The following is a 26,413-nucleotide window of genomic DNA, read 5'->3' on the forward strand; positions in this document are numbered from 1 at the left end:
TTATTATGTCAAAAAAAACAGTTTATTTCTTAGTAGGTGGCGCAATTGTGATTATTGCAGCTTTAATCGGTCTTTCAAAGGCCGGTGTAATAGGAAATAAAGATGAGGGAAAAGAAGTAGAAATTGCAAAAGTTAACGCTTCAACAATTGTTGAAACTGTTTCTGCAACCGGTAAGATCCAACCAGAAATAGAGGTAAAAATTTCACCTGAAGTTTCAGGAGAAATAATTTTACTGAATGTTAAAGAAGGTCAGGTCGTGAAAAAAGGAGATTTATTGGTTAAAATAAATCCTGATTTATATACTTCCAGTTACAATCGTTCGGTATCCAATCTGTCCGGATCAAAAGCGGGTTTAACGCAGTCTGAAGCAAGTTTTAAAGAAGCCAAGGCCAATTACGAACGTAATAAAACATTGTACGATAAAGGTGTAATTTCAAGATCTGACTGGGATAAGGCAATTGCCTCTTTTGAAGTAGCAAAAGCAACCAAACAAAATTCGTATTACAGTGTACAAAGTGCATCTGCATCAGTGAGTGAAGCGCGCGACAATTTAGGCCGCACCACTATCTATTCGCCGGCAGACGGAACCATTTCTGTTTTGAATGTCGAGTTAGGAGAAAGAGTTTTAGGAACGCAGCAAATGGCCGGAACAGAACTTTTACGTGTTGCTAACCTTAATAATATGGAGGTTGAAGTTGATGTCAATGAAAATGATATCGTTAAAATCAAAATTGGTGACGAAGCAAATGTTGAAGTTGATGCTTATCTTAAAAAGAAATTTAAAGGAATCGTTACCAGTATTTCAAATTCAGCCAGCACAACCTTAACTTCAGATCAGGTTACCAATTTTAAAGTTAAAGTTCGTATTCTTAAAGAATCATATCAGGATTTGTTAGAAGGAAAACCAAGCACGTATTCGCCTTTCCGACCTGGGATGACTGCTACGGTTGACATTATTACCACTACGAAAACAAATGTTCTGGCAGTGCCTATTAGTTCTGTCGTTGTAAAGTCGGATACTACTGCTGTGAAAGATTTTAAGGTTGAAGATCCGAATGAAGATAAAAAAGCAGCTCCGAAAAATGATAAAAAATTCGAATGTGTTTTTGTAAAAGTCGGTGACAAAGCCAAAATCAGAGTAATTAAAACCGGAATTCAGGACGACACCAATATCGAAGTTATGTCGGGATTAAAACCGGGTGATGTTGTCATTACAGGTCCTTATACTACGGTTTCAAAAGATCTTAATTCTGGTGATAAAGTAAAGCTGAAGAAAGCTGAAGCTCCAAAGAAATAATACAATAATTTAAAATAATAATACCTTGTCTTTTATCCTAAACATCGAAACTGCTACAAAAAATTGTTCTGTATCTGTTGCAAAAGATGGCCGGACCATTGCTTGTAATGAACTTGCCGATGAAGGTTATTCTCATGCAGAAAAGCTTCATGTTTTTATAGAAGAAGTAATTGCAAAAGCGGGAATTTCAGTTCAGGATATTAACGCAATTGCAGTAAGTCAGGGACCTGGATCTTATACAGGTTTGAGAATTGGAGTTTCTGCAGCAAAAGGACTGTGCTACGCTTTAAATATTCCCTTAATTGCTGTTGACACACTTCAAACGCTGGCCTCTCAGGCAGAAGTTTCAGATGGCAGAATAGTTCCTATGTTAGACGCCCGTCGTATGGAGGTTTACAGCGCTGTTTTTAATTCAGATTTATCTATAGAAAGATCGATTAAAGCCGAAGTTATTGACGAAAATTCATTCCAGGAATATAAAGAGAAGATTTACTTTGTTGGCGATTGTGCCGATAAATGCAAACCTGTTTTAACAGCAGAAAATTTTGTATTTTTAGAACAGGTAAAATATCCTTCGGCAAAGGCAATGAGTAAAATCAGTTTTGAGAAGTACCAAAAAAGCGACACTGTTGATGTCGCTTATTTTGAACCTTATTATTTAAAAGATTTTATGATTACTGCTCCTTCAAAAAAAGAGTAATCTTTTTTATTTCTGAACTGTAAAAGGCTGTACGGAAATTCCGGCTTCATCCAGAGCAATTTTACAATTCTCTAAAGTATCGGCAACTACAGATCCGAAATTTTCTTTTTTTGCCCAGGGACGAACAGCAAAATCAACAGAACTGGCAGATAAATTTTTTACAAATACTTCTGGTGCGGGATGGTCAAGAACTTTTGGGTTCTGCAATAAAACATTCAAAAGAAGATCTTTTGCTTTTTTAATATCAGAATCGTAAGAAACAGAAAAAGTCAAGTCTGCTTTTCTCTCAGGCTGCATTGAGTAGTTAATTATGGTTCCGTTAGATAAAGCGCCATTCGGTACAAAAACAATCTGATTGTTTCCGGTAACCATTTTAGTCACAAAAATCTGAATTTCTTCGACAGTTGCAATTATTCCCTGAGCTTCAATTGTGTCTCCTACTTTAAAAGGCTTGAAAACAATAATCAGCATTCCGCCGGCAAAATTAGATAGTGAACCCTGAAGTGATAATCCAACTGCAAGTCCCATTGCACCTAAAATAGCTACAAAAGAAGACGTTTCAATTCCTAACTTCGAAATAAAAGTAACAAAAAGCAGGATTCGTAAAGCCCACAATAAAATATCTGCCAAAAATTTAGTCAGAGTCGGATCAAGATTTCTCTTTACCATTACCTTTCTAATGATTCTGTTAATAAGCCTGATGGCATACAAACCAACAAAAAGAATTAAAAAAGCAGAAATTAGTTTTGGGGAATAATCCAGTAAGACGTTTAAAAATCGGGTGGCGTAATTGCCAAGCTGATTGGGATCGAGATTCATATTTATTTGAATAAAAAAAACCTTCTCATAAAGAGAAGGTGTATATTAATGATGCAAATATAGATATATTATTTAATCACAAAAGCCATTGAAAAGGCATTTTTCTTTTTAAGCATTCACCGCTTCTACATTAATAGCTTCATCATTCAACATACTTTTCAGCATATTTTCGATACCGCTTTTTAAAGTAAAAGTAGAGGAAGGACATCCGCTGCAGGCACCTTGTAAAAGTACTTTTACAGTTTTACTTTCTTCATTGAAAGATTCAAAAGCAATGTTTCCTCCATCAGCAGCTACAGCGGGTTTTACATATTCTTCTAAAATATTAATAATTTGTTGTGAAGTAACATCCAGTTTGTCAAAAGCTTCATCTTTTGTAACGTCATTTTTTGTTGTAACCTGAATCAGATTTTCGTCTAAAACAGTTCCTCCGTTTTCAATAAATTGTTTAATGAAAGTTCTTAATTCCAGCGTAATTTCAGACCAGTCGTTAATTTCATATTTGGTTACCGAAATGTAATTTTCGTCAATAAAAACTTCTTTCACGTAAGGAAATTTAAACAATTCCTGAGCTAGTGGAGAAGAAGCAGTCTGGTCAATATTTTTGTACTCTACTGCAGTGCGCGTCAACATTCTGCTAACCACAAATTTCAATGCAGAAGGATTTGGAGTTGTTTCGCCGTAAACTGTAATAGGTTGTTTTTTTGCTTTTGTTTCATCAACTTTAATAATCACGCCGCCTTTTTCAATAAAAGCGCTAATTTGTTCTGCTACAGCATCTTTTACATCGTCCCAGTCCACAATACTGTATCTTTCGATAGCGATAAAATTCCCTGAGATATAAACAGTTTTAACAAATGGTAAATAAAATAATTGTTGTGCTAAAGGAGAATCCTGAGCTTCATCAATGTTTTTAAATTCAAAATTTTGGTTCTGAGTGATGAAGTCTTCAAATTCGAACTTTAAAATAGTTGGATTTTGAGTCTCTTTTATAGTGATTTTTGTCATGGTAGTATATTTTTTGCAAATTTAATAAAGTTATTTTCTACTAATACCTATATTTGATTTTTTAATGAAATAATTAAGACTCTTCTCAAAGAAATCGTGTTAAATTGCAGGAGTAAAAATTATATGTACACAAAATTACCTTTATGAAATTTAAAATCAGGGTTTTATTAATTTTTCTCATTGTCTCTGCTTATACTTATTCTCAGGAAGGAATACCGGTATATTCAGATTACTTGTCCGATAATTACTATCTAATTCATCCTTCGATGGCGGGTGCTGCGAACTGTGCTAAAGTTAGATTAACGGCGAGAAAACAATGGTTTGGACAAGATGATGCTCCTTCTTTACAGACTCTAAGTTTTAACGGCAGAGTAGGGGAACGTTCGGGAGCGGGGATTATTATTTTTAATGATAAAAATGGATATCATTCTCAAAAAGGTGTGAAACTTACCTACGCCCATCATATCATGTTTTCAAGAGATGAACTGGATTTGAATCAGTTGTCCTTTGGTATTAGTGGGGGTTTAATACAGAATCAATTGGATGAAACGAAATTTGGAGGTACTTTTGATCCAATCGTTTTCGGCTCTATTCAGAAAGATTCTTATTTTAATATAGATGTTGGAGCTTCGTATAATTTTCTGGATTTTTATGCACACGCTACCGTTCAGGGGCTATTAGAAACAAGAAGAGAATTGTACACTGATTATGAAAGTGATAATCTTAGAAAATTTTTATTAAGTGCCGGTTATGTCTTTGGAAAAAACGAAAACTGGACCTGGGAACCTTCTATTCTTTTTCAGTTTTTTGATCAGACCAAAGAAAAAACACTTGATGTAAATATAAAAACCTATAAAAGCATGGATTTTGGAAGTCTTTGGGCTGCTTTATCTTACAGAAGAGGTTTTGATGGTGCTCAATATCTTTCAGGAAGTGGAATAGCTTCTCAAAAATTAGAATTCTTTACGCCGATTATCGGAGTTAATTTTAATAATTTCATGTTTGCTTATACCTATTCTCATGTCATGGGAGATGTGAAGTTTGATACAGGCGGTTACCATCAGATTACTTTGGGAATTAATTTATTCTGTAAAAAGGAACGTTACGATTGTAAATGTCCGGCAATTAACTAAACTTTATTTTTATGCTGATTAAATCTGTAAACGGAAAATCACCTCTTATTCCAGAGGATTGCTATGTAGCCGAAAATGCCACTATTGTAGGAGATGTTTCTTTTGGTGCATCCTGCAGCGTTTGGTTTAATGCTGTTGTTAGAGGAGATGTTCATTTTATAAAAATTGGAAATAAAGTAAACATACAGGACGGCGCAATTATTCACTGCACCTACCAGAAACATCCAACTATTATTGGTAATAATGTTTCAATAGGACACAATGCGATTGTGCATGGCTGTACCATTCATGACAATGTTTTAATCGGAATGGGAGCTATAGTAATGGATAACTGTGTTATCGAAAGTAATTCTATTGTGGCCGCCGGAGCGGTACTAACACAAAATACAGTGGTAACTTCGGGAAGTATTTATGCAGGGGTTCCGGCGAAAAAAGTAAAAGACATTGATCAGTCAGATTTTGCAGGTGAAATCGAACGTATTTCTAATAATTACGTAATGTATTCTGGCTGGTTTAAAAACGAGGAATAGCTTTTGAATAATTAGAGATTAATCTTTTCGAAAAAAGTGTTTTTATAGCTTTCGCTGATAGGGATTCTTTTGTCACTGATCAGAACTTTATTTTTCTGAATCGATTTTACATGTTTGATGTTGATAATATAAGACCTGTGAATCCTAGAAAAACCTTTACTGGAAAGCAAATTTTCCAATTTAATCAAACTAATTAATGTCAATGTATATTTATGGTCCGTGGTGTAGATTTTGACATAATCTTTAAGTCCTTCTATAAAAAGAATATCGGCAAAATTTAATTTTACATTTTCATATTCGGCCCGTACAAACATAAAATCCTGATCGACTTCAGGCGTATTACTATTTTCAGGAATTAACGCATTTGAAGCTGTTGGCTGCAAAACCTGTTGAGCTCTTACAACTGCTTTTAGAAATCGGTGAAAAGGAATCGGTTTAACCAAATAATCAACTGCGCCGAGATTAAATCCTTCTACCGCATAATCTGAATAAGCGGTGGTAAAAATTACTAAAGGTTTTTTTTCAATCGTATTTAAAAAATCAATTCCTGAAAAATGAGGCATCTGGATATCCAGAAAAACCAAATCAACATTATTCTGATTGATGAATGAAACGGCATCAATGGCATTGTTAAAAGAATTAATCAATTCTAATGACTCTACTTTCTGGACAAAATCCTGCAATAATTCTACTGCTAAAGGCTCGTCGTCAATAATTACACATTTCATTTTTTCAGGATTAAGTTAGTACAATTTGTTTTGGCATTCAAAAGTAATTTTAAACCCATATATTAAGTTTAAAATTATCATAAATTGCAGTTGTCAAATAAATTAGATGCTGAACGTTTTTGTCGTTATGTAGTTCGTTATATCTGTTTAATTTACTGCAGTTTTTATCTCATCTAGTTTTAATTTCAAATGAACCCGGTAGTAACTATTATCCTGAGAAATGCTTAATTCGTGAGCGTTAGGATAAAGTAAATCCAGACGGTTTTGGATATTGATCAATCCGATTCCCGAGTTCTCAGGATCCTTTACATAATTTTCAATTGTATTTTCAATCCAGAAGTCAAGATTATTTTGGGTAATCAGAATTTTAATTTTTACGTGAGCAGCTCCTTTGTAGTCAGTTCCATACTTGAAGGCATTTTCGACAAAGGATATTAATAGTAAAGGCTCAATAAATTTGTTTTTAGTATCGCCATGTACATTAATTACAATGTCTTCTATATTGTTTAATCGCAGTTTTTGTAACTCAATATAATTTTGAATGTAGTTTACTTCTTTTTCTAAAGCCACCGTTTTATTATCTGTTTCATACAACATATATCGCATAAGTTCAGACAATGTCACGATGGCATCAGGGACCAAATCAGATTTTTTATGTGCCAGAGAATAAATACTGTTTAGTGAATTAAACAGAAAATGCGGGTTGGTTTGCTTTCGCAAATAGATTAATTCCGTATTGGTCCGGTGTGTTTCGGCAATCAGTTTATTTTGCTGATTATTATAAAATTCAGTCAGTGTTCTGATAATTGCAGAGATTGTAATAATCAGAATATAGAAAAACGACGGTCCAATTTTGAAGAAAATCGGCTGTCTCATTTCAATTCGTTCAGAAAATTTTCTTCCGGGAAAAAAGTGCTGATCATAAGGAACGTTGGGACTAGTAGGCAGCATATTGGCTGGTACCACATTTTCGGGTCTGAGATGTCTAAATTCAGGAATAAAATAATTAATCCGGATAACCATAAAAATGGCAATCAGAACAAAAACAAAGGTAAAATAAAGCCAGTATTTTTTTTGCAGTAAATAATAAGGGACCAAATAAAAATAATTCAGATAAAACAATACAATTCCGGTAAACCATTGCACGTAGAAGTCATTATTCATTTTAAACGGACTTTCGTAAAACTGAATTAAAGATGTCAGAATAAAGAAAACCCATATCGCACAATGGAATAAAATTTTGTTGTAGCCTGTATTTTTAATGGTATCGATCTGCATTTACAATTTTATTTTTAATAAAATTAATTCATTTTTGGTTACCGTTGGCGATAAGTTGTTTTCGAGTTTCTGTTTTACAAGATTTGCAACCTGAAGAGCTTCGGTTTCTGTCTCAAAACTTTTAAAAGCACTTATCACCGGGATAATCGACTGTTTTATTACAATTTTTTTCTTATAAGAAATGGTGTATCCCCATCCTGAATTGGTTTTAAAAGCAGCAGATGTTAAAGCTTCTTTTTTGGTACAAGCGGTACAAAATATAAGAAGCACAAATAGTACATTCTTACGGATTGTGATCCGCAAAAGTTGTTTGGTATTAATTATCGTCGTCATTTTGTTCTTCTAAAGGTCTAAATTCCCAGGCATCATCAAAGTAAGTAGAACCAATTCTGCCCAACATGTAAAATCCACGGTTATTGATGGCAAAACCAACAGCATCAGTTCTTGTAGCGCCTTCCATTGGTGTTCTTTCTGTCCATAAATCTGTAGAGGGATTGTATTCCCAGATTGTTTTTACGTTTTCACCACCAACAACATATCCCAATCCGTTCATAGAGAAACCTGAAGCATTCGAACGTATGATTGCGTAGTCGTCATTATAGCTATAATCGTCATCAGTATCTTTGTCAATATCTCTTTTTCTGGTCCAGACATCAGTCGATGGATCAAATTCCCAGAAATCTTCCTGATAAACACCATTGTTGACACCAGTTGCTAAATAAGCCTTATCTGAAATTACAAAAACAGTTGCATTACGTCTCTTGTTTCCGCTAAAGCCGTTTACAAGAGTCCAGGTGTTTGCTTGGTCATCATATTGATAGAAATCTTTCAGGTAATTTCCATCATAACCAGTTCCAAAATACGCTTTTCCACCAGCCTGAAAGCCTACGGCAGAATAACGTGCCGTGCCTGCAAAATCAGTTTTTTGCGTCCAGATGTTTGCAGAAGGATCGTATTGGTAGAAGTCTTTTAGTTTATTTGTTCCGTCGTAACCAAGGCCAACATACCCTTTTTCGTTTAATGCAAAAGCAGAAGCAGCACTTCTTCCTACACCGCCAAAATCAGCTTTTTGTTCCCAGTAATCACCTGTTGAGTTGTAAGCCCATAAATCTTTTAGATAGACATCGCCGGTATAACCTCCAACCACGTAAGCAAAATCTCCAATAACAAAACTTGTGGCACTAGACCTTGCAGGACCATCAAAAGCTGATTTTTTGATCCAGTTTCCCATTAAATCATCATCGTCATCGTCATTGCTGCAACTTATAAAAAAGAGGCTCGAAAAAAGCGCGGTAAATAAAATTCCTTTTTTTAGATTAATCATAGTGTGTTTTAATATTAATGTTTGTATTTGATCCCTATTCCCAAAACGTAACCATTGCCCGTATTATAATCGTATACTATATGGTTACTGCTATCTGATAAATTGTACTTTTTATTAAAATTGTAACCTGCCTTAAAATTTAGAAACCAACTTCCTTCTACATTTCGTTCATATTCCAAAGCCGATGTCATTTGGGATAAAACCGCTTTTTCAGCGTTGTAATCCATATTTATGTTACGGTCTAAATGATAAAAATTTCCGTTAAAAATATTTGTCAGACTAAATTGATTTCGTTCATTGTTAGAATAAGAAATTTTCGAATCCGGGAAACCAATTTTAAAATTGATTTTTTCATTCATTTTATAATCAACAGCAACAATCGGGGTAATTTTGGGTGTTCCAAAAATGGTTGTACGACCAGCCCCAATGGTTAGGTTTGTTTTTGAATTTAGCTTTTGACTAATTGATAAATTTCCCATAACAGTGATATCCGAAAAATCCAATTGGTTTTGAAAATTTGCTGTTGGAATAATCGAAACCTTAAATTTTGTTTTTTCTGATATCTCACATAAATATTCAAAATTGTTCTGCATCTGGTTGAATTGATCGGGTTTAGTGTGAAAATTATACGGTAAGGTTTCATAATTCACTTTTAAACCGGAGTATTCCAAAGTATTAGCTATTTTACTTTTGCCGCCAATTTTTTTTTGATAAAAGACAGCAATATTAGTTGCATTGAAATCTGTATTATTGGTTGACTCCGTTTTCAAATCCGCACTTATGCTAAAATTTTCCTGTGCTTTTACTTCACAAACTGAAATGATAAAAAGAGAACAAATCAAAAATCTTATTTTCATATATAATTTATTGATCCAAAATTAGTCGTATGGCCTCCTTAAAAAAAAGAAGATATATGTATGACGTGTTTTAATAGACAAAATCGTCATTTTTAATGTCGAATTGAGTTTGCAATATAAAAATGCCATTGTAGATCATTTTGGACATTTTGTAGCGTAAAACAGCTGGATAGTATATGTTATAGTGTGCTGCCAGAGAGTGCCATTTATATTTGTCCAAAAATTAAATTATGCACAAGTACATATGGATTCTGTTTTTTGTATTAACCATATTTTCATGCGGTACAGATACAGATACGGGTGAGTTTACGGTTGGGTCAGATTATTTGGCTTTAAGTAATAAAGTAATCTTGATAGATACTTTAACGGTAGATATGTCAACTATAAATTTCGACTCCCTCGCTACGTCAAACCGTAGTCGGATTCTGGTAGGGAATTATGATGATCCGATTTTTGGGAAGGTAAAATCAAACAGCTATTTTCAGCTTTCAGCCAGTACATACGCTTTGTCGAGTGTTGGTTCAGATACGGAATCTGTCAATTATGTTTTCGATTCAATTTCTATGATTCTTAAATATGACCGCTATTTTTACGGAGATACCACAAAAGTGCAGACATTTAATATTCATCGCTTAACTCAGAAGGTCAAGCCTAATACAGAAGATTCTAATTTTTACAATAACTCTACTTTAAGTTATGATTCTGAAAGTCTTGGAACAATTTCCTATACGCCAGGACCAGTTCAGAAAGATTCTGTTAATGTCAAAATGAGCAGTGAATTTGGAGATGCTCTTTTTCAAAAAATCAAAAAAAGAGAAATTACAGATTTTGACAGTTTTACAGAATATTTAAAAGGATTGGTTTTAGTGCCGGAAACTTCTAATTCTTCCAGTGCAATAGGATTTAGTGTTACAGCGAGTAAATTGCGAATGTATTATTCAAAGTACCAGGCAGATACAGATGAGAATTCCTATATAATTGATTTTCAGATTTTGGATGCAACTAAACAGTTTAATTCAATATCTTCAGATAAAACAGGGACTATCCTTCAAAGTCTCCCCAATTCTACGGGCAAATTATCGAGTGCACTCACCAATAATCAGGGATTTATACAATCGGGAACGGGCGTTGCCTGTCGGGTCGATTTTCCCAATATAAAGCAGTTTAAGAATATTGCGGCCAACGGTGCAATTGTCGATGCAGAATTAATTTTGAAACCGGTTAATAATTCCTATTCCGAAAAATATCCTTTGGCAGATTCCCTGACGGTGTATGTTGGAGATAATTTAAACAGAATTAGCACGACGCTGGTCAATTCTGCAGGCACTACAGTTTATGGAAAACTAAATAAAAAAACCGACGAATTCAATGAAAATGTGGGTTATTCTATTTCAATCGGTGCATTCCTTCAAAAGGAAATGCTCAAACAATCCGATTCCAGGTCATCTCTTATTCTAACCTTGCCGGGAATTGCCCAGTCCGTAAACCGAATAGTTTTGGGCAATCAAAAGCATTTGAATAATAAAATTCAGCTGAAAATTTATTACATCTCTTATTAAATGAAAAGTAAAATTGTTTTATGGAGCTGCTTCCTTTTAGTGTCGCTGACTTCGTTTTCGCAGAGTATTTCAAGTTCACCATATTCACTGTATGGTGTTGGAAGTCTATATGATTCAGATTTTGGCTATCTGCCTTCCATCGGTTCATCGGGAATTGCTTTGCCTTCAGACACTTTTATTAATAATTTAAATCCGGCATCGCTGGGATTTATGTATCAAAACCATTTTCTTTTTGATATAGGAGGAAAAGCGATTGCGACAACGTATCAGAGTAGTAGCCGTACAGAAAAGAGAAATAATTTTCAGTTTTCTCATTTGGCTTTTGCTTTTCCTGTCACAAAAAAATCCGGATTTAGTTTGTCACTGCGGCCCTATTCGAGTTCAGTATTTAAAATTGCAAATTTAAAACTGCCAATTGCTGACAGTCAGGAATTTTATTATGTTTCTGCAGAAGGATCGGGAGGTTTAAATAATTTAGATTTCTCTTATGGATATAACTTTGGCAAAAAATTAAGTCTCGGTTTAACAGCCACTACTTTGTTTGGAAATACAATTGATGATCGGGCTTTTCTGATTTCGAACACAATCACGACAATACACAAACAAACAGATTATAGCGGTATTCGCGCAACGTTGGGAGCACAGGTTAAAATAGATTCTACATTTACGATCGGGACAACATTTAAAGCTCCGACCAGGATTAAAGCTTCAAAAGTTCAGTCTGTTACCACTATTGCAGATGAAGTAGAATCTGCTATCGAAACAAATGTGGCATCTGATACCGATGATTATTTTATGCCTGTGGAAATTGGTTTTGGAGTCAGTAAAAGATTCAAAAACAATTTGAATCTGACTGCAGATTATGAAAAAAGTTTTTGGGAAAATACTAAACAATCTGAACTTTACGGAGCCTTTGTAAATCAGGATCGTTTTGCACTTGGATTTACGTATAGTGCCAAAAAAAACGTCCGAAAATATTGGGATAGAGTCGGGTATGCGGTGGGAGCAAACTATGACACGGGATATCTTGAAGTTGATGGGCATCGCGTGAATAATGCATCGATTTCTATTGGACTAACTCTTCCAATTGAAAATACATTTTCATCGCTAAATGTATCTTATTCTTATGGACAGAAAGCAAGAATCGCAAACGATCTGATCAAAGAAAATTATCATAAAATATCACTCAGTTTATCACTGGACGGAATTTGGTTCGTCAAGCGAAAATTTGAATAATCTCTAAAAGTCTTTTTGGATTACCGGATATTTATATTCTAAAATTGATTCTAAAACAGCAGGATTAGAATTAACATAAAACAACGGATTATTATCTGTACTTTCTGAGAAACCAACCTTATCGCGAAGCAGATTTTTAGTCTGACGGGCAACAGCTTCTCCTGAATCTATTATTTTAATATGGTCTGGGAGAATTTTTTGTATCTGAGGAATCAGGTAAGGGTAGTGGCTGCAGCCTAAAACCAGATAATCAATATTGGCATCAATCATTGGTTGAAGATAAGACTCTAACAATTGTGTCATTTCAGGAGAATACAGGTTTCCGTCTTCAATTAGCTGTACCAGTCCGTAGCCAACTTGCTCAATTATGGTGGTGTTCTGAAACATCTCAGCGGTTTTATTAAATAACTCACTGTTCAAAGTGCCCTTGGTTGCCAAAATTCCAATTACCTGAGTTTGGGAATTATTTGCAGCAGGTTTAATTGCAGGTTCAATTCCGACAAAAGGAATATCATAATCTGCACGAAGTTCTACGATAGCATTTGTGGTTGCCGTGTTGCAGGCGACAACAATTATTTTGCAATTATTTTCAAGTAAAAATTCTACATTTTTTTTACTCAGAGCAACAATCTCATCTTTGCTTTTTTGACCATAAGGTGCATTTTTGCTGTCAGCCAGATAAATGGTTTTTTCATTGGGAAGAAGGTCATGAATGGCACTCCAGATGGAAGTTCCGCCGATACCAGAATCAAAAACGCCTATAGGATTGTTGTTTATCATAAAGCAAATTTAGTATTTTTTGAATAAATTCGGTGCTCAAAATTAATTCAAATCCGGCAATAATTGTACAGATTAGTTTTAATTTTTTGTAAAAAAAAACTGCTCAAATTATACAAATTGAGCAGTTTAATTATAACGATTAAATTTCTTAGAAACCTAAATCTTTTTTAACATCAGCAGTAATGTTTGGACCATCAGCTAATAATAAAGTAGAACCGTCTAAAACGTATTGGAAACCTTTAGCTTTACCAACTTTTTGGATAGAAGCTCTAACTTTTTCCATTAAAGGTTTTACGATATCAGTTTCTTTTTGTTGAAGTTCTTTTTGTGCATTGTCTCTGTAATCAACAATTCTTTTTTGCATATCCTGAGCTTCTTTTGAACGGTCATTATTCACCGCTTCTGTTACAGTTGCAACTTCCGCTTCGTACTTTTTCATTTTAGTTTGATATTCTTCAACCATTTTTTTGTATTCAGCATCGTATGTCCCACTTAATTTTTGCAGTTGATTTTGAGCATCTAACATAGCTGGCATTTTCGACATGATCTCGCTTACATCAACATGGGCTACCTTCGCTTGCGCATTCATTGTGTTACTTGCTCCTAAAATTAAAATCGCAGCAATTAGTAAAGTTTTGATTTGTTTCATCATTTTTAAAAATATTAATTAATTATTGGTCGTATTTGTTTTTTGTGTTTCGGCTTCTTTTGCTTTTTTAGCCGCTTCTCGTTCTTCTAAAATTTTCTTTCTCTTTTCTTCTAATTCTTTTTTGCGCTGCTCATACAATAGTTGTCTTTCTTCAGCTTTTGTCATTGTTGGCTCAGCAGTAGGTGTTTCTGTACCTGTTGTGGCCGGTTTAGCACTAGAATTCACATTTGCCGGATTTGCTGCAGCCGGATTTTCTGTTGTTTTAGCTGTTCCAGAAACCGTGCCATTTTTTTTAGCTTCTCTCTCAGCAGCTATGGCATTTCTTCTGTCTTCGTATTCCTTTCTCTTGGCGTCCTGCTCTAATTTTCTGTCCTGAATCAGTTTTTCCCTTGCTGCTTTTTTCTCGTCAAGTGCTTTTTGACGATCTTGCATAGCTGGATTTTCATCAATTGCGTTTTCAAGATTTTCTTTTACTTCCTGATCTTTTAATTGTTTCTTCGTTAATTGTTCGCGTTTTTCTGAACGATTTAGAACTCTTAAAACCTGATCGCTTATATCAAATCTTTTATTGCTGAAAAGCATTGTAAGATCAGATGATTTATCAAAAATAAAATCATAATTTTTTGCTTCTGCAATATCCTGAACAGCTGTAAAAACCTGATCCTGAATTGGCTTTGCTAAAGCTGCTTTCTGTCGCATCAAATTACCGTCAGATCCAAATTGTTTCTGTTGATAATCCATCATTTCCTGCTCCTGAAACTTTATTTCAGTTTCTCTCTCTTCAATTAATTCCTTGGTTAGTAAAGCCTTTTCAGTCTTTAAACTTTCTTTCAGGGTATTAATATTTATTTTTTTAGACTCAACTTCCTGCTTCCACTTTTGAGCTTTTAACTCCAACTGTGATGTAGCTTCTTTATAATCAGAAACATTTTCAAGGATATATTCCATGTCGATGTAGCCAATTCTAGTCGTTTTACCTTGTGCCTGACTTGTAATTGCTACAATCAAGGCTAAAAATATAAATAAATATTGTTTTCTCATAACATAACTTTATTTGATGATTTTTAACCTAACGTTATTTCTTTAAAATTGTTGTCCAATGATAAAGTGAGTTTCCCATCCATTCGCTTTTGTCTGTCCGGGAAGAGCGTCAAATCCATAACCAAAGTCAATACCTAATAATCCAAATGCAGGCATGAATACACGTAAACCGGCACCGGCAGAACGATTTAAATCAAACGGGTTGTAATCTTTAAATGTTGGATAAGAAGAACCTGCTTCAAGGAATGTCAATGCATAAATAGAAGCCGATGCTTTCAATGTAATAGGATAACGCAATTCCATAGAGAATTTGTTATAGATAGTGGCTCCAATTGGATCTCCTGCCGTATTAACCGGCGTTAAAGAGTTGTTTGGATAACCTCTTAACTGTATCGTCTCTCTACCATCCATAGAGTAATTTGCCATACCATCTCCACCTAAATAAAAACGCTCAAACGGAATTACACCTCGTTCCTGATTATACGCTCCTAAGAAACCAAATTCTGTTAGGGTTCTTAATACTAGTTTTCCATAAACTTTAGTATACCAGTCTCCTTTAAATTTAACTTTATAGTACTCTAACCAATTGTATTTCTTCTGATCGACTTTCGCAATATCTGTATCTGCACTTGAATAATCTGAACCTACACTTACATAACCAGATGTTCCGTTAACTGTTTCTGTTTTTACGTAATCTCCTGTATTAAGAGGTTTTCCGTCTACACCACTTCCTGATGTTCCTGTATACTGTGTTTTGTATTCTTTCTGATTTTGTAAATCCCCATAATCAATTCCATTCAATAATGAATAAGGTGGGGTAACTTTAGCAGAGATACTAAATTCAGAACCATAAGTTGGGAATATCGGATTCACCCCTTTATTGCTTCTTGAAAGTCCAATAGTATATGCTAAGTTTCTTGATGCTCCATTACCAAATGTAAACAAACCTGTATTATAATTATTCAAATCATAATGCTGATAACTTACAGATTGTGATAGTACAAAGTAATCATCTGGCACAGTAAGTCTTTTTGCTAAACCAACCTGCACTGTAAAAATATTAAAACTTTTGTTTCTATCAACAGTTCTGGTGATATAATTGTTAAGAAATTGCTTACTATATGAAATAGATGAACTAAATTGTACTGGTTTCTTTCCTCCAAACCAAGGTTCTGAGAAGGATAAACTATAAGTTTGGAAATATGTACTTCCTTGTAATCGAAGCGCAACTTTTTGTCCGTCACCCATCGGTAAAGGTTTGTACGCTTCCTTATCAAATAGTTTTCGTGCAGAGAAGTTGTTAAAAGAAAGTCCTAATGTTCCGATGAAACCTCCACCGCCATAACCTCCCTGAAGCTCGACCTGACTGGATCCTTTTTCTACAACATTGTATTCGATGTCAACAGTTCCTGCTCCGGCATCTACATTTTTAAATTTAGGATCAATTGCTTCCGGATCAAAGAAACCCAATTGACCGATTTCACGAATAGTTCTGACTAATTGTTCTTTACTATATTTCTCTCCAGGTTTAGTTCTTAATTCACGATAAATAACATGATCATTTGTTTTGTCGTTTCCAACAACTGTAATTTTGTTGAAGTAGGCGATAGGGCCTTCTGTAACTCTGATTTCAAAATCGATTGTATCATTTACCGTTTTTACCTCTACAGCATTAATATTTGAGAATAAATAACCATTGTTCTGGTATAAATTCGTAATATCTTCTGCATCAGGTTTTGTTTTATCTGCAATTCTTTTTTCCAATAAAACTCCGTTATAAGTTTCTCCTTTTTTGATTCCTAAATAACGGTTTAAAAGCTGATCAGAGTAAACGGTGTTACCTAAGAATTTAATGTTTCCAAAGTAGTATTTGTTTCCTTCTTCAACATTAATCTTAATTGCTAACGTGTTTTTTTGTTTGTTGTATTGAACGGAATCGTAGATGATACGTGCATCACGGTACCCTTTTTCTTTGTAAGTAGCAATTACTTTTTCTAAATCAGTTTTGTATTTTTCCGGTATAAATTTAGAAGCTTTAAATACACGAATGAAGTTTTTCTGTTTCGTGTCTTTCATGGCAGCACGTAACTGTGTGTCTGTAAGTTGCTTGTTGCCGGTAAAATCAATACTGCTTATTTTTACCTTATCACCTTTATCTATCCTGACAAGCATGTTAACCTGATGGCCGTTGATAGTGTCGGGAGTATTTGTTATAGTAACTTTAGTGTTATAAAAACCCTCTTTTTTGTATTTGTTTTCTATATAATTTTTTGTGGTGGTAATTAAGTTTTCGTTGACAATCTTGTTTTTGGTCAGATTGTTGTCCTTAATTAAAGCTTCTACTTTACTTTTCTTAACGCCGACGATTTTAACTTCGTTTAATTTAGGAAGCTCAACAATATCTAAATCTAAATAGATACTGTCATTTTCTACTTTATTTACGTAGAAAGCGATTTCATCAAAAAGTCCCAGTTTACCTAATTTTTTGATTGCGCTGCTTATTTCTTCTCCGGGAACGGTGATTTCCTGACCTTTTTGAAGACCGGAAAAAGTCACCACAGTTTGCTCATTGAAGCTTATTTTACCAACAACAGAAACTTTGGCCAGAATGTATTTTTTCCCTTGATCAAAAGGAACTCTTTCTTGTGCTTTAATTTGTGAAAAACTACCCAAAAGTATTAGGGTAAAGACTATTTGTATTTTTTTTTGCAACACTAAAAAATTATTTAATTTGTTCACTGGTTTTTCCAAATCTGCGTTCTCTTTTTTGATAACTAATAATAGCCTCATATAAATCTTGGTCTTTAAAGTCTGGCCACAAGACATTAGTAAAATACAATTCTGCGTAAGCGATCTGCCATAGCAAAAAATTACTTATTCTATGTTCTCCACTGGTTCGTATTAATAAATCTACGTCTGGTAAATTTTGCGTGTAAAGATGCTCATTTATAATTGAATCGTCAATAGTGTCTATTGAAATTATATTATTTTTAACTTTATCACTAATTGACTTTACGGCATTTACTAATTCTTCTCTGGATCCGTAGCTTAACGCAAGAGTTAGAGTCAGTCTGGTATTGTTTTTGGTTTTTTCTATAACATCCAACAGTTCTTTCTGAGCCGTTTTGGGCAATTTGTCAAGATTTCCAATAGCATTTAAGCGAATATTGTTTTCCTGCAAAGTGGTAAGTTCTTTTTTCAGGGAATTAATCAATATCTTCATCAATGCCTGAACTTCAATTTTTGGACGATTCCAGTTTTCTGTCGAAAAAGCATAAAGGGTTAAATATTCAATACCCAGTTTTGCAGAGGTTTTGATTATTTCTTTTACCGATTTTGTTCCATTTTCGTGACCAAAAGCACGTAAAAAGCCCTGTTGTTTTGCCCAACGCCCGTTTCCGTCCATAATAATGGCCAGGTGTTTAGGTAAATTCGTGTGATCTATTGATTCTAGTAAATTCATTTTTTTTATTCTGCGCAATAGCAAGGTTTTTTTCCAAAGGTGTACGTTAGAGTAGCACCTGAAAAAACATACCAGTCATTATTATTTAAATTTCCAAATTTTAAAATATTTGTACTACTTGTATCAGGATTGCTTCCATCAATGTTGTCCGTAAAACTATAACGAACACCAGCTTCAAGTCCTAAAACTAAGCGTGGAGTTATGTTCGATTTTATACCTAATATAATAGGTATAGAAAGAGAGTTAGAATTTTGCGAATAAATCACATTCGGACTTGTAGTATATCGGTACAGATTATCGTAGATAAAAAAACTTAATCCGGAATAAACGTATGGAGTTATTTTTTGATGGTAATCATGCAGATTAAAATCAAAAAAATTAAATTCTAATCCTGCAGAAAGTTCTTTTACAGTATTGTCGAAACGGTAACCTCTTTGATTTCGTCCTGTTTCATTTGATTTAAAATCATTTCCAGTAACTTCTGATTGTGTATAAGAAAATCTCCATGAATGTCTTGGACTTCTGTTCCATTTGTAAAGAACGCCAAAAGCTAGTTTTTCAGGGGCGATGTAAGTTGTTTTCCCCACGTCGCCTACAAAGTTGCTTCCGCCAAGAAAAACACCAATCTCATTGATTTGAGCATGAAGTGTAATAAAGGGGAAAAAACATAACAATAAATTAAAAATTTTCTTCATTTAATTAAAAATTGCGTGCAAATATAATAATTATCAATACGAATCAAAGTTCCTGTGGTTAAATGTGCTTTTTTTTCAATTTACAATATGATTTTGAGCCATTTAATGATGATTCACTACATGCAGAACGAGAAAATGTGGTATTATCGTATAGTTGGGAATCAGAAAAGAGTTTAATTTCTTTTATCTTCTCCCCAGAGCAATTTATTTCTTAGGGTTTTTAGGAAAGTCTCTCCAGGTATTTCTACCATTTTTATTTTATAATCTGTTTTTTTAATTTTTAAAACAGATTCATTTTTTACCGACGAAATCCTGGAATCTAACGAAACCAGATACTGGTCTTCTCTGCCTGTTACGCGCAAAGTAATTTCTGTATCATCTGGAATAACAAGCGGTCTGGCGGTTAAATTATGTGGCGCAATAGGTGTTATTACTAAACTTTTGACGTCTGGCGTTAAAATCGGACCTCCGCAGCTAAGGGAATATCCCGTAGAACCGGTTGGCGTCGAGATGATTAAACCGTCTGCCCAATAAGAATTTAAATATTCATTGTTGAGATAGGTTTCTACAGTAATCATAGAAGTTGTGTCCTTTCTGCTTACCGTAACTTCATTCATGGCAAAATTAAGCTCTTCAAAAGCTTCATTTTTAGGTTCGGATGTTAAGCCTAGTAATGTTCTTTCAGAAGTAGTATAGTTTTGATCGATAACATATTGCAATAGAATGTCAATGTTCTCTTTTTGAACTTTAGCAAGAAAACCTAATCTTCCTGCGTTAATTCCTAATAACGGAACACCGGAATTTCGAACGAATGCGGCTGCCCTTAAAATGGTTCCGTCACCACCAATACTTATAAGCATTTCGAAACTATTATCCAGAGCACTGTTTGAAGAAAATGTTTTGTATTCCTTTTTAATCAATTGCTTTTCGTAAAGCATATTAAGGAAATTATCTTCAATTACCATTTCGACATTATTCGAATTGAAAAATGAAAATATGTCTTTTATAATAGGTTCTGTGCTGTTCTGATAATATTGTCCGTAAATGGCTATTTTCATCTTTTTAATTAGATAATTAGAAAATTTGATAATGTCTCAATTGGAAAATTAAAAAATGCGAAAATTATCTAATTGACCCATTACTTAATTATCTCAATTTTATATGTTAAGGTATTTGTCTAAATAATCTGATCGCTCTTTAAGGCTGTTGATATAATTGTCTTCCTGATGCTCTGAAATAATTTCATATCCATATCTTCTGTAGGTCTGAATAATTTCATTTACGGCACCCAAACCTATTTTTACTGTAATCTGAACATTTTCTGAATCGGCTTCAGACATAAAACACCCTAACACTTTACCGTTATTGCTCTCTACAATCTGTGTAACTTCGCTCATAGAATAATCTAAGAGTCCTTTTTGAACAATAATAATGGCTCCCGGCTCTTTTAAAAACGGAGTTTCCTGAAAGAACTTCATAATATCCTGCATTTCATAATAACCTAAATAGTTATTGTTTTCATCAAGAATCGGAAGAATGTTGGTGTGATTTTTAGCGAAGACTTCAAGAACATCAAGCCAGATCATAGAGTTTCTGGCAAAAAAACGTTCTAAAGTATATTTATAATCGATTGCTTTTTTGTCTGTGTCAAATGTTTCAACATCATCAGAAGAGATACTTCCTATAAAAATACCATCTTCTAAAATCGGGAAATGAGAAAAATTGACATCGATAAAAAAGTCCTGGATCGAAGCTATCGTTTCCTGACTATCAATCGCTCTGAAATCGTTGGTGATATAGTTTGTAATTTCTGTCATAAATCAATTGAAGATATTTGATGCAAAATAATCAAAAAATACCGAAAACCGCTCTGTTTTACTTTGTATTTTTGTCGTAACAAATATAGTCTTACTAGAATTAATTATCTATTTATATGACAAAGTTAAGTGTAAATATCAATAAAATTGCAACGCTTCGAAATGCGAGAGGCGGAAATGTTCCGGATTTATTAAAAGTAGCGGCAGATATCGAACGTTTTGGAGGGCAGGGAATCACTATTCACCCACGTCCGGACGAGCGTCATATCCGTTATCAGGATGCACGCGATTTAAAAACAATTGTTACCACAGAATTTAATATTGAAGGAAATCCGCAGCATAATTTTATTGATTTAGTTTTGGAATGCAAACCAGATCAGGTTACTTTGGTTCCCGATGCAATTGGTGCCATTACATCTTCTGCAGGTTGGGATACGATTAAAAATCAGGAATACTTGTCTGAAGTTATTCAGGAATTTCAAAGAAACGGAATCAGAACTTCGATTTTTGTGGATCCGATTTCTGAAATGATTGAAGGAGCAAAAAAAACAGGAACAGACCGAATTGAATTATACACAGAAGCTTTTGCACATCAGTATAGTTTAGGAAACGAAAAAGGAATTGAACCTTATACGAAAGCGGCAATTCTGGCAAACGAATTAGATTTAGGAATTAATGCCGGCCATGATTTGAGTCTGGATAATATTCAGTTTTTCAAACAAAATATTCCGGGATTGTTAGAAGTTTCTATCGGACATGCGCTAATTGCAGAAGCACTTTATCTTGGTTTGGATAATGTTGTGAATATGTATTTGAATAAATTGAAATAAGATTAAAATTAACAATTATAACCTGATGTAATTGGGTTATAATTGTTTACTTTCGCACTTTTCTTATTAAAATTCAGTGTCAAAATCTTTAATTATTATTTTTTTATTCTGTTTTTCTAACATTTTTGGGCAGACCAATGTGAGAATAACAGGGAACATAAAATCTTCTGAAAACTACAATATTGCTGATGTAGTTGTTTCCCTGGAAATAAATCACAAACAATTTCGTGCCGTAACCAATTCTTCAGGAGATTTTTCGAAAAATATTCCTTCGGGAAATTTGACAATCAAAATTAATCATCTCAATTTTGCACCCCAAACAATAACTTTTGATATTATAAAAGATACTGCAATTTCAATTGTTTTAGAAAAAGATATTTCAGAATTAAAAGAAGTCGTTATCGCTAATGATAAGAAAAGCGGTATAAAAACATTACCTGCCGGGAAATTGACTTTCAATTTAAAAGAGTTAAATAACGTCCCGACACTTTTAGGAACGACGGATATTATTAAGCTTTTGCAGTTAACCCCGGGAGTACAGAACTCAGGAGATGCAAATGGATACCTATATGTTCGGGGTGGTGATCCTGGACATAATGCTATTTTGTATAATGAAACACCTATATATGGAATGTCTCATTTACTGGGAATCTTTCCTTTTTATAACACAGATCATATTAAGGATGTAGAATTTGATAAATCAAGTTCCAATCCTAAATACGGAGGACGTTTAAGTTCTACAACACTTTTAAATAGTAATAAGAAAATACCTTCCAAGTTTTCAATGCAGGGAAATGCTGGGATTTTAGCTTCACAGTTAACACTCGGAGTGCCTTTAACAAGCAAAACCGGATTCTATATCTCCGGAAGAAAAACTTATATTGATGAAGTCGTGGGTCCTTTATTGAAATCAGGCTCTAATAATGATGTTCAGAATATGAAATATGGATTCTCTGATGCCAATCTAACTTTTTTATCTCAAATTTCTAAAAATAATTTACTCTCGTTAAATGCGTTTGTAAGCGGAGATGAGCTTAAAGTAAAAGATGGAAATTTAGCGTTGAAAACCAATTTGGAGTGGAGCAATTTTACGGTTTCGCCCTCTGTAAATACGATATTCTCTGATAAAGTCAGTATGTTTAATGCTGTTTATTTTAGTCAATACTCTAATGAGTTGAATATGGAGCAAGCGACAATTCAGTTTGGTGTTTCTTCGTATGTAAAAGATTTTGGTTTTACAAATGCTGTAAAATTTTCAATTGGATCTGTTCCTTTTGAATCAGGTTTGCAATATGTATATCATGATCTGCAGCCTCAAAAAGTAAATGTAGAAAACCTGACAACAGTCGATAATTATTCGCAAAGAACAATCAAAGCAAAAGAAGCAGCAGTCTTTTTGAGCGCCAATCCTAAATTATTTACAAATGTAACCGCAGATTTAGGACTTAGAATTAATCATTACTCATCTGGAAAAGATTCCTATTTGCACTTTCAGCCTCGGGCGGTGCTGAATTATTTTGCGAATGAAAATTATTCTTTCTATGCTTCTTACAACAGACAATATCAGTATTTAAGTTTGATCACTACATCAAGTGTCGGTATTCCTACGGATTTTTGGATTGCAAGTTCAGACGGAATAAAGCCACAGTCGTCTAATGAATTTGCTTTTGGTTCTAATCAAAATATTACCCGTAATTTTTCTTCTTCTTTTGGAGGTTTTTATCGTTCGATGAAAAATCTGCTGGAATATCCATACGGAATTACTCAGTTTAATGAAATTACAACGTTGAAAAATGATTTGTATGTGGGTGAAGGAAAGGCGTACGGATTTGAAATGATGCTCAAAAAAAGCAATGGGAAATTTACTGGCTGGCTGAGTTACACTTTAAGCTGGTCTGACCGTAATTTTGATCAATTAAATAACGGAAATACTTACTTTGCCAAATACGACAGACGTCATAATCTTTCTGTGGTGGGAATGTATGATTTGAATGCAAAATGGAACTTTGGACTAACACAAATATTTAGCTCGGGAAACCGATTTACAATGCCAACATCCTGGTATTTCATTAATAATAATCCCGTTAAGGAGTATTCAGAATATAATAATGCTCAGATGCCCAATTATATAAGAACCGATCTATCTGTCAATTATTATTTTATAAAAACCGCTAAGAAAGAGAGCGCTTTAAATTTTTCTATTTACAACACGTTTAATATTTCCAACCCAATCTATGTAGTCTTGGACGTAGAAGTAAACGAAAGTAAGGATAAAGTGGTGGTAAAACAGGAAAAGAAAGTATTGTACAGAATTCTTCCTTCGGTTAGCTGGAGATTTAAATTTTAAGAATATGAAAAAGTATTTATTGTTTCTTTTTAGCTTATTGATTATGGGTTGTTCCAATGATAATTTTAGTGGACAAAAAAGCGCAGAATCAAAAATAGTTGTGGAAGGCTGGATTGAAGATGGTGATTATGCAAATGTTCTGCTCTCAAGCAGCATTCCTGTATCAGATGTTGTTGATTCCACAAATGTATTAAACCATGTGATCAGATCTGCAAAAATTACAGTTTCCGACGGAGAGCGTTCAGAAATCTTAAGAGTCAAAAATGATAAAAACCGTATTCCTCCTTTCGTATATTTTGGTTCGGTATTAAAAGGTGAATCAGGAAAGGAATATTCGATTAAAATTGAATATTTAGACCGTGTTGTAGAAGCGAAAACCACCATTCCGAAATCGGTACAGTTAAATAGTGCAGAGTACGTAAAGAAAAGTCCGGCAGATACAACAGGATATATTTTTGTGCAATTTGATGATCCCGTTTCAGAAAAAAACTATTATCAAATAGCTACAAAAATTGATGGTGAAGAACCCATTTTTGTACCGTCTTTTTATGGCAATCTGGACGATAAAAATTTCGAAAATTCTTCTGTTTCTGTACAGATAAACAGGGGAGTTATATTGTTTCCCAAAACAAAATTTACACCATATTTTGCTGATGGAGACTTAATTCATGTTAAATTGAGAACTCAGACTAAAGAATCTTTAGATTTTTGGAACAGCTGGCAAAACGAAATTGTAAATGCTAAAAATCCAATTTATCCGTCAAATGCAAGTTTGAAATCAAATATAAAAGGAGGAATAGGAATCTGGTCGGGATATGGGCAAAGCACTATTATAATTAAGACACCTCCAAAAAAATAAAGCCGATTTGAAATCTTCAAATCGGCTTTAAGGCTGCTTTTTTAAAACTATTCTTTTTCGAAAGCTTTGATGAAATCTTCAAACTTAGATTCAAAAGTGCTGAATCCAGCTGAGAAATAAGTTTCCATAGAAACTTCAGTTTTATCATTAAATTTTAAATATAAAACCTCGTCAAGATATGGTCTTGCAAATACCTCACCAGTTTGATTCCAGTTATTCCAGTACTCATATTCAGCATTCCAAATTGGCAAATTGAAAGTAAAATCACTTCCAACTTTTTCAGAATGTTTGATAATTTCGGCTATTTTAGTTCCGTCTTTTTTAGACACTAAAATTAACTTTATGTTTTTGTTGAAATTCGCAGCTTCTCCTTGTGATTTTTTTAATTCGTAAGCATTAAGAGCAGTATAGTATGCTTTGTAATTATTAGCAGGATTTTTGTAATCTAACGATTCCGGATAAACCAGGCTTTTTTCCAATGAAATTTTATCAGCTGCTTCTGTAGCTAAATCCATTTCAGCAACAATTACGAAGTTATCCATTAATTTAAACAAACCATTTGCTTTTCCTCTGTATTGAACTAGTTCATCATTGTCAATTAAAGCATCAATACTTGCAGTACTTCCGGCATTAAAGTCAATCAACGTTTTAGTGTTATAAACAAGAGATGCTTTTGCAGTGTTCTGCGTTCCTTTTTTAGAACTCATTTCCCAGGTGTAACCGTCATTTAATGTTACTTTGTATGTAAAATCATCAGGAGTTTGCTTTCCATTAGAGTATTTTGCAGTTTGATTCAACGTTGCTGCCTGAGCATTATCAATTGTTAAAATTGCATCTACAGATGTTGGAAGGTAAAGCCAATCGAAAACATCGGGAGTGCTTTGTGTATATCCTGTTTCCTGATTATAAGTCCAAGTTCCGTATGTATCAATATTTTTGAACTTTACATCCGATGAAGTACTTTTAGATGATACCGAAGCGTTATTTGTAGTTTGGCTTCTTTTAGCCGGGAAAACAAATTTTAATTCAGTAGTAGAAGCTGTTTTAACCCAGATTTTTTTAGCATTATCCCATGTGTAGACTCCGTAAACTCCAGAGATACTAAGTATTTCTTCTACACCATTTCTGGTTTTTCCATCAAAGATCTCAATATGATTTTGATCTAATAAACGACTCAGGTTTTCTAAAGCTTCGATTGCTCCCGAATTTTTTGTTTTATCAAGTTGCTTAAGCATTTCATTTGCTTCGGCTTCTAATTTTACTTTTTGTTGCTCCGGAGTTAGTTCAGAATATGATTTTTTTACCAGTTCAGCAATTTGCTCTTCCATGGTTAATTCTGTTTCTGGTTTTGTTTCGTCGTTATTCTCATCACTGGAGCACGAAATTGCCAATTGAGAAAGAACTAATGACATTAAAATAACTTTTTTGATCATGTGTAATTTTTTAATTTGTTAACTAATTT

At 33.9% G+C, this 26,413-nt stretch carries 25 protein-coding genes; 9 read left to right on the top strand and 16 right to left on the bottom strand.

Features of this window, described 5'->3' with window-relative positions; translation table 11 throughout:
- Positions 1-5 precede the first annotated feature (5 nt).
- Together ABEB31_RS06175 and tsaB are read left to right on the top strand one after the other, a co-directional pair.
- The gene (locus ABEB31_RS06175; protein WP_347050476.1) at positions 6-1,298 is read left to right on the top strand and encodes an efflux RND transporter periplasmic adaptor subunit; all 1,293 of its coding nucleotides are present in this window, start codon (positions 6-8) and stop codon (positions 1,296-1,298) included.
- 25 nt (positions 1,299-1,323) lie between these two features.
- Positions 1,324-1,998, top strand: coding sequence for a tRNA (adenosine(37)-N6)-threonylcarbamoyltransferase complex dimerization subunit type 1 TsaB (gene tsaB, locus ABEB31_RS06180; RefSeq protein ID WP_347050477.1), 675 nt, complete (start codon positions 1,324-1,326; stop codon positions 1,996-1,998).
- 6 nt (positions 1,999-2,004) lie between these two features.
- Here tsaB and ABEB31_RS06185 read toward each other — a convergent pair whose 3' ends face one another.
- Both ABEB31_RS06185 and ABEB31_RS06190 read right to left on the bottom strand, forming a co-directional pair.
- Complete coding sequence (locus tag ABEB31_RS06185) at positions 2,005-2,817, bottom strand: mechanosensitive ion channel family protein (RefSeq protein ID WP_347050478.1); 813 nt, start codon at positions 2,815-2,817, stop codon at positions 2,005-2,007.
- A 108-nt stretch (positions 2,818-2,925) separates the two neighbouring features.
- Complete coding sequence (locus ABEB31_RS06190) at positions 2,926-3,825, bottom strand: NifU family protein (protein WP_347050479.1); 900 nt, start codon at positions 3,823-3,825, stop codon at positions 2,926-2,928.
- A gap of 143 nt (positions 3,826-3,968) precedes the next feature.
- Between ABEB31_RS06190 and ABEB31_RS06195 the strand changes: the two genes are divergently transcribed.
- The gene (locus tag ABEB31_RS06195) at positions 3,969-4,958 is read left to right on the top strand and encodes a PorP/SprF family type IX secretion system membrane protein (protein ID WP_347050480.1); all 990 of its coding nucleotides are present in this window, start codon (positions 3,969-3,971) and stop codon (positions 4,956-4,958) included.
- Positions 4,959-4,969: 11 nt separating this feature from the next.
- Positions 4,970-5,488, top strand: coding sequence for a gamma carbonic anhydrase family protein (locus ABEB31_RS06200; protein WP_347050481.1), 519 nt, complete (start codon positions 4,970-4,972; stop codon positions 5,486-5,488).
- Between the two features lie 11 nt (positions 5,489-5,499).
- On the opposite strand, the gene ABEB31_RS06205 is transcribed toward ABEB31_RS06200, so the two are convergent.
- From ABEB31_RS06205 to ABEB31_RS06225, 5 genes are all read right to left on the bottom strand, one after another.
- The gene (locus ABEB31_RS06205) at positions 5,500-6,216 is read right to left on the bottom strand and encodes a LytR/AlgR family response regulator transcription factor (RefSeq protein WP_347050482.1); all 717 of its coding nucleotides are present in this window, start codon (positions 6,214-6,216) and stop codon (positions 5,500-5,502) included.
- A gap of 147 nt (positions 6,217-6,363) precedes the next feature.
- The gene (locus ABEB31_RS06210) at positions 6,364-7,494 is read right to left on the bottom strand and encodes a sensor histidine kinase (RefSeq protein WP_347050483.1); all 1,131 of its coding nucleotides are present in this window, start codon (positions 7,492-7,494) and stop codon (positions 6,364-6,366) included.
- Positions 7,495-7,827, bottom strand: coding sequence for a DUF4907 domain-containing protein (locus ABEB31_RS06215; protein WP_347050484.1), 333 nt, complete (start codon positions 7,825-7,827; stop codon positions 7,495-7,497).
- On the bottom strand, positions 7,811-8,818 hold the full coding sequence (locus ABEB31_RS06220; RefSeq protein WP_347050485.1) for a Kelch repeat-containing protein: 1,008 nt from the start codon (positions 8,816-8,818) through the stop codon (positions 7,811-7,813). The genes ABEB31_RS06215 and ABEB31_RS06220 overlap by 17 nt, the downstream gene beginning before the upstream one ends.
- Positions 8,819-8,832: 14 nt before the next feature.
- Positions 8,833-9,675 carry a DUF6268 family outer membrane beta-barrel protein gene (locus tag ABEB31_RS06225; protein WP_347050486.1) on the bottom strand — a complete coding sequence of 281 codons (843 nt, stop codon included), beginning with the start codon at positions 9,673-9,675 and terminating at the stop codon, positions 8,833-8,835.
- A gap of 230 nt (positions 9,676-9,905) precedes the next feature.
- On the opposite strand from ABEB31_RS06225, the gene ABEB31_RS06230 reads away from it, so the two are divergent.
- Positions 9,906-11,234 (top strand): DUF4270 family protein, encoded by a 1,329-nt coding sequence (locus ABEB31_RS06230; protein WP_347050487.1) that lies wholly within the window; start codon positions 9,906-9,908, stop codon positions 11,232-11,234.
- Positions 11,235-12,470, top strand: coding sequence for a BamG family beta-barrel-assembly machinery protein (bamG, locus tag ABEB31_RS06235; protein ID WP_347050488.1), 1,236 nt, complete (start codon positions 11,235-11,237; stop codon positions 12,468-12,470).
- Between the two features lie 3 nt (positions 12,471-12,473).
- Here bamG and murI read toward each other — a convergent pair whose 3' ends face one another.
- The 8 genes from murI to ABEB31_RS06275 form a co-directional block, all read right to left on the bottom strand.
- Positions 12,474-13,250 carry a glutamate racemase gene (gene murI, locus ABEB31_RS06240; RefSeq protein ID WP_347050489.1) on the bottom strand — a complete coding sequence of 259 codons (777 nt, stop codon included), beginning with the start codon at positions 13,248-13,250 and terminating at the stop codon, positions 12,474-12,476.
- A 148-nt stretch (positions 13,251-13,398) separates the two neighbouring features.
- Positions 13,399-13,902, bottom strand: a complete 504-nt coding sequence (locus ABEB31_RS06245; RefSeq protein WP_347050490.1) for an OmpH/Skp family outer membrane protein — start codon at positions 13,900-13,902, stop codon at positions 13,399-13,401.
- Positions 13,903-13,917: 15 nt separating this feature from the next.
- Positions 13,918-14,940: an OmpH/Skp family outer membrane protein gene (locus tag ABEB31_RS06250; protein WP_347050491.1), complete on the bottom strand. Its 1,023-nt coding sequence runs from the start codon at positions 14,938-14,940 to the stop codon at positions 13,918-13,920.
- Positions 14,941-14,982: 42 nt separating this feature from the next.
- Positions 14,983-17,730 (bottom strand): BamA/OMP85 family outer membrane protein, encoded by a 2,748-nt coding sequence (locus ABEB31_RS06255; RefSeq protein WP_347050492.1) that lies wholly within the window; start codon positions 17,728-17,730, stop codon positions 14,983-14,985.
- Positions 17,663-18,403, bottom strand: a complete 741-nt coding sequence (gene uppS / locus ABEB31_RS06260; RefSeq protein ID WP_347050493.1) for an undecaprenyl pyrophosphate synthase — start codon at positions 18,401-18,403, stop codon at positions 17,663-17,665. Before uppS ends, ABEB31_RS06255 begins: the two co-directional genes overlap by 68 nt.
- A gap of 5 nt (positions 18,404-18,408) precedes the next feature.
- Entirely contained in the window at positions 18,409-19,098 is a 690-nt protein-coding gene (gene porG / locus ABEB31_RS06265; RefSeq protein WP_347050494.1) for a type IX secretion system protein PorG, read from the bottom strand.
- A 173-nt stretch (positions 19,099-19,271) separates the two neighbouring features.
- A complete protein-coding gene (locus ABEB31_RS06270; RefSeq protein WP_347050495.1) occupies positions 19,272-20,156 on the bottom strand; it encodes an NAD kinase in 885 nt (294 codons plus the stop codon).
- Between the two features lie 99 nt (positions 20,157-20,255).
- Complete coding sequence (locus ABEB31_RS06275) at positions 20,256-20,915, bottom strand: CBS domain-containing protein (protein ID WP_347050496.1); 660 nt, start codon at positions 20,913-20,915, stop codon at positions 20,256-20,258.
- Positions 20,916-21,031: 116 nt separating this feature from the next.
- Here ABEB31_RS06275 and ABEB31_RS06280 point away from each other — a divergent pair, with 116 nt between their 5' ends.
- The 3 genes from ABEB31_RS06280 to ABEB31_RS06290 all read left to right on the top strand — a co-directional run bounded on the left by ABEB31_RS06280 (position 21,032) and on the right by ABEB31_RS06290 (position 24,951).
- Positions 21,032-21,745 carry a pyridoxine 5'-phosphate synthase gene (locus tag ABEB31_RS06280; RefSeq protein WP_347050497.1) on the top strand — a complete coding sequence of 238 codons (714 nt, stop codon included), beginning with the start codon at positions 21,032-21,034 and terminating at the stop codon, positions 21,743-21,745.
- Between the two features lie 76 nt (positions 21,746-21,821).
- Positions 21,822-24,092 carry a TonB-dependent receptor gene (locus ABEB31_RS06285; RefSeq protein ID WP_347050498.1) on the top strand — a complete coding sequence of 757 codons (2,271 nt, stop codon included), beginning with the start codon at positions 21,822-21,824 and terminating at the stop codon, positions 24,090-24,092.
- A gap of 4 nt (positions 24,093-24,096) precedes the next feature.
- On the top strand, positions 24,097-24,951 hold the full coding sequence (locus ABEB31_RS06290) for a DUF4249 domain-containing protein (RefSeq protein WP_347050499.1): 855 nt from the start codon (positions 24,097-24,099) through the stop codon (positions 24,949-24,951).
- Positions 24,952-24,998: 47 nt separating this feature from the next.
- Here the strand turns inward: ABEB31_RS06290 and ABEB31_RS06295 are convergent, their stop codons facing one another.
- Positions 24,999-26,384, bottom strand: a complete 1,386-nt coding sequence (locus ABEB31_RS06295) for a hypothetical protein (protein ID WP_347050500.1) — start codon at positions 26,382-26,384, stop codon at positions 24,999-25,001.
- Positions 26,385-26,413 lie beyond the last annotated feature (29 nt).

Source organism: Flavobacterium olei (genome assembly GCF_039749035.1).
Taxonomy (GTDB): Bacteria; Bacteroidota; Bacteroidia; order Flavobacteriales; family Flavobacteriaceae; genus Flavobacterium; species Flavobacterium olei.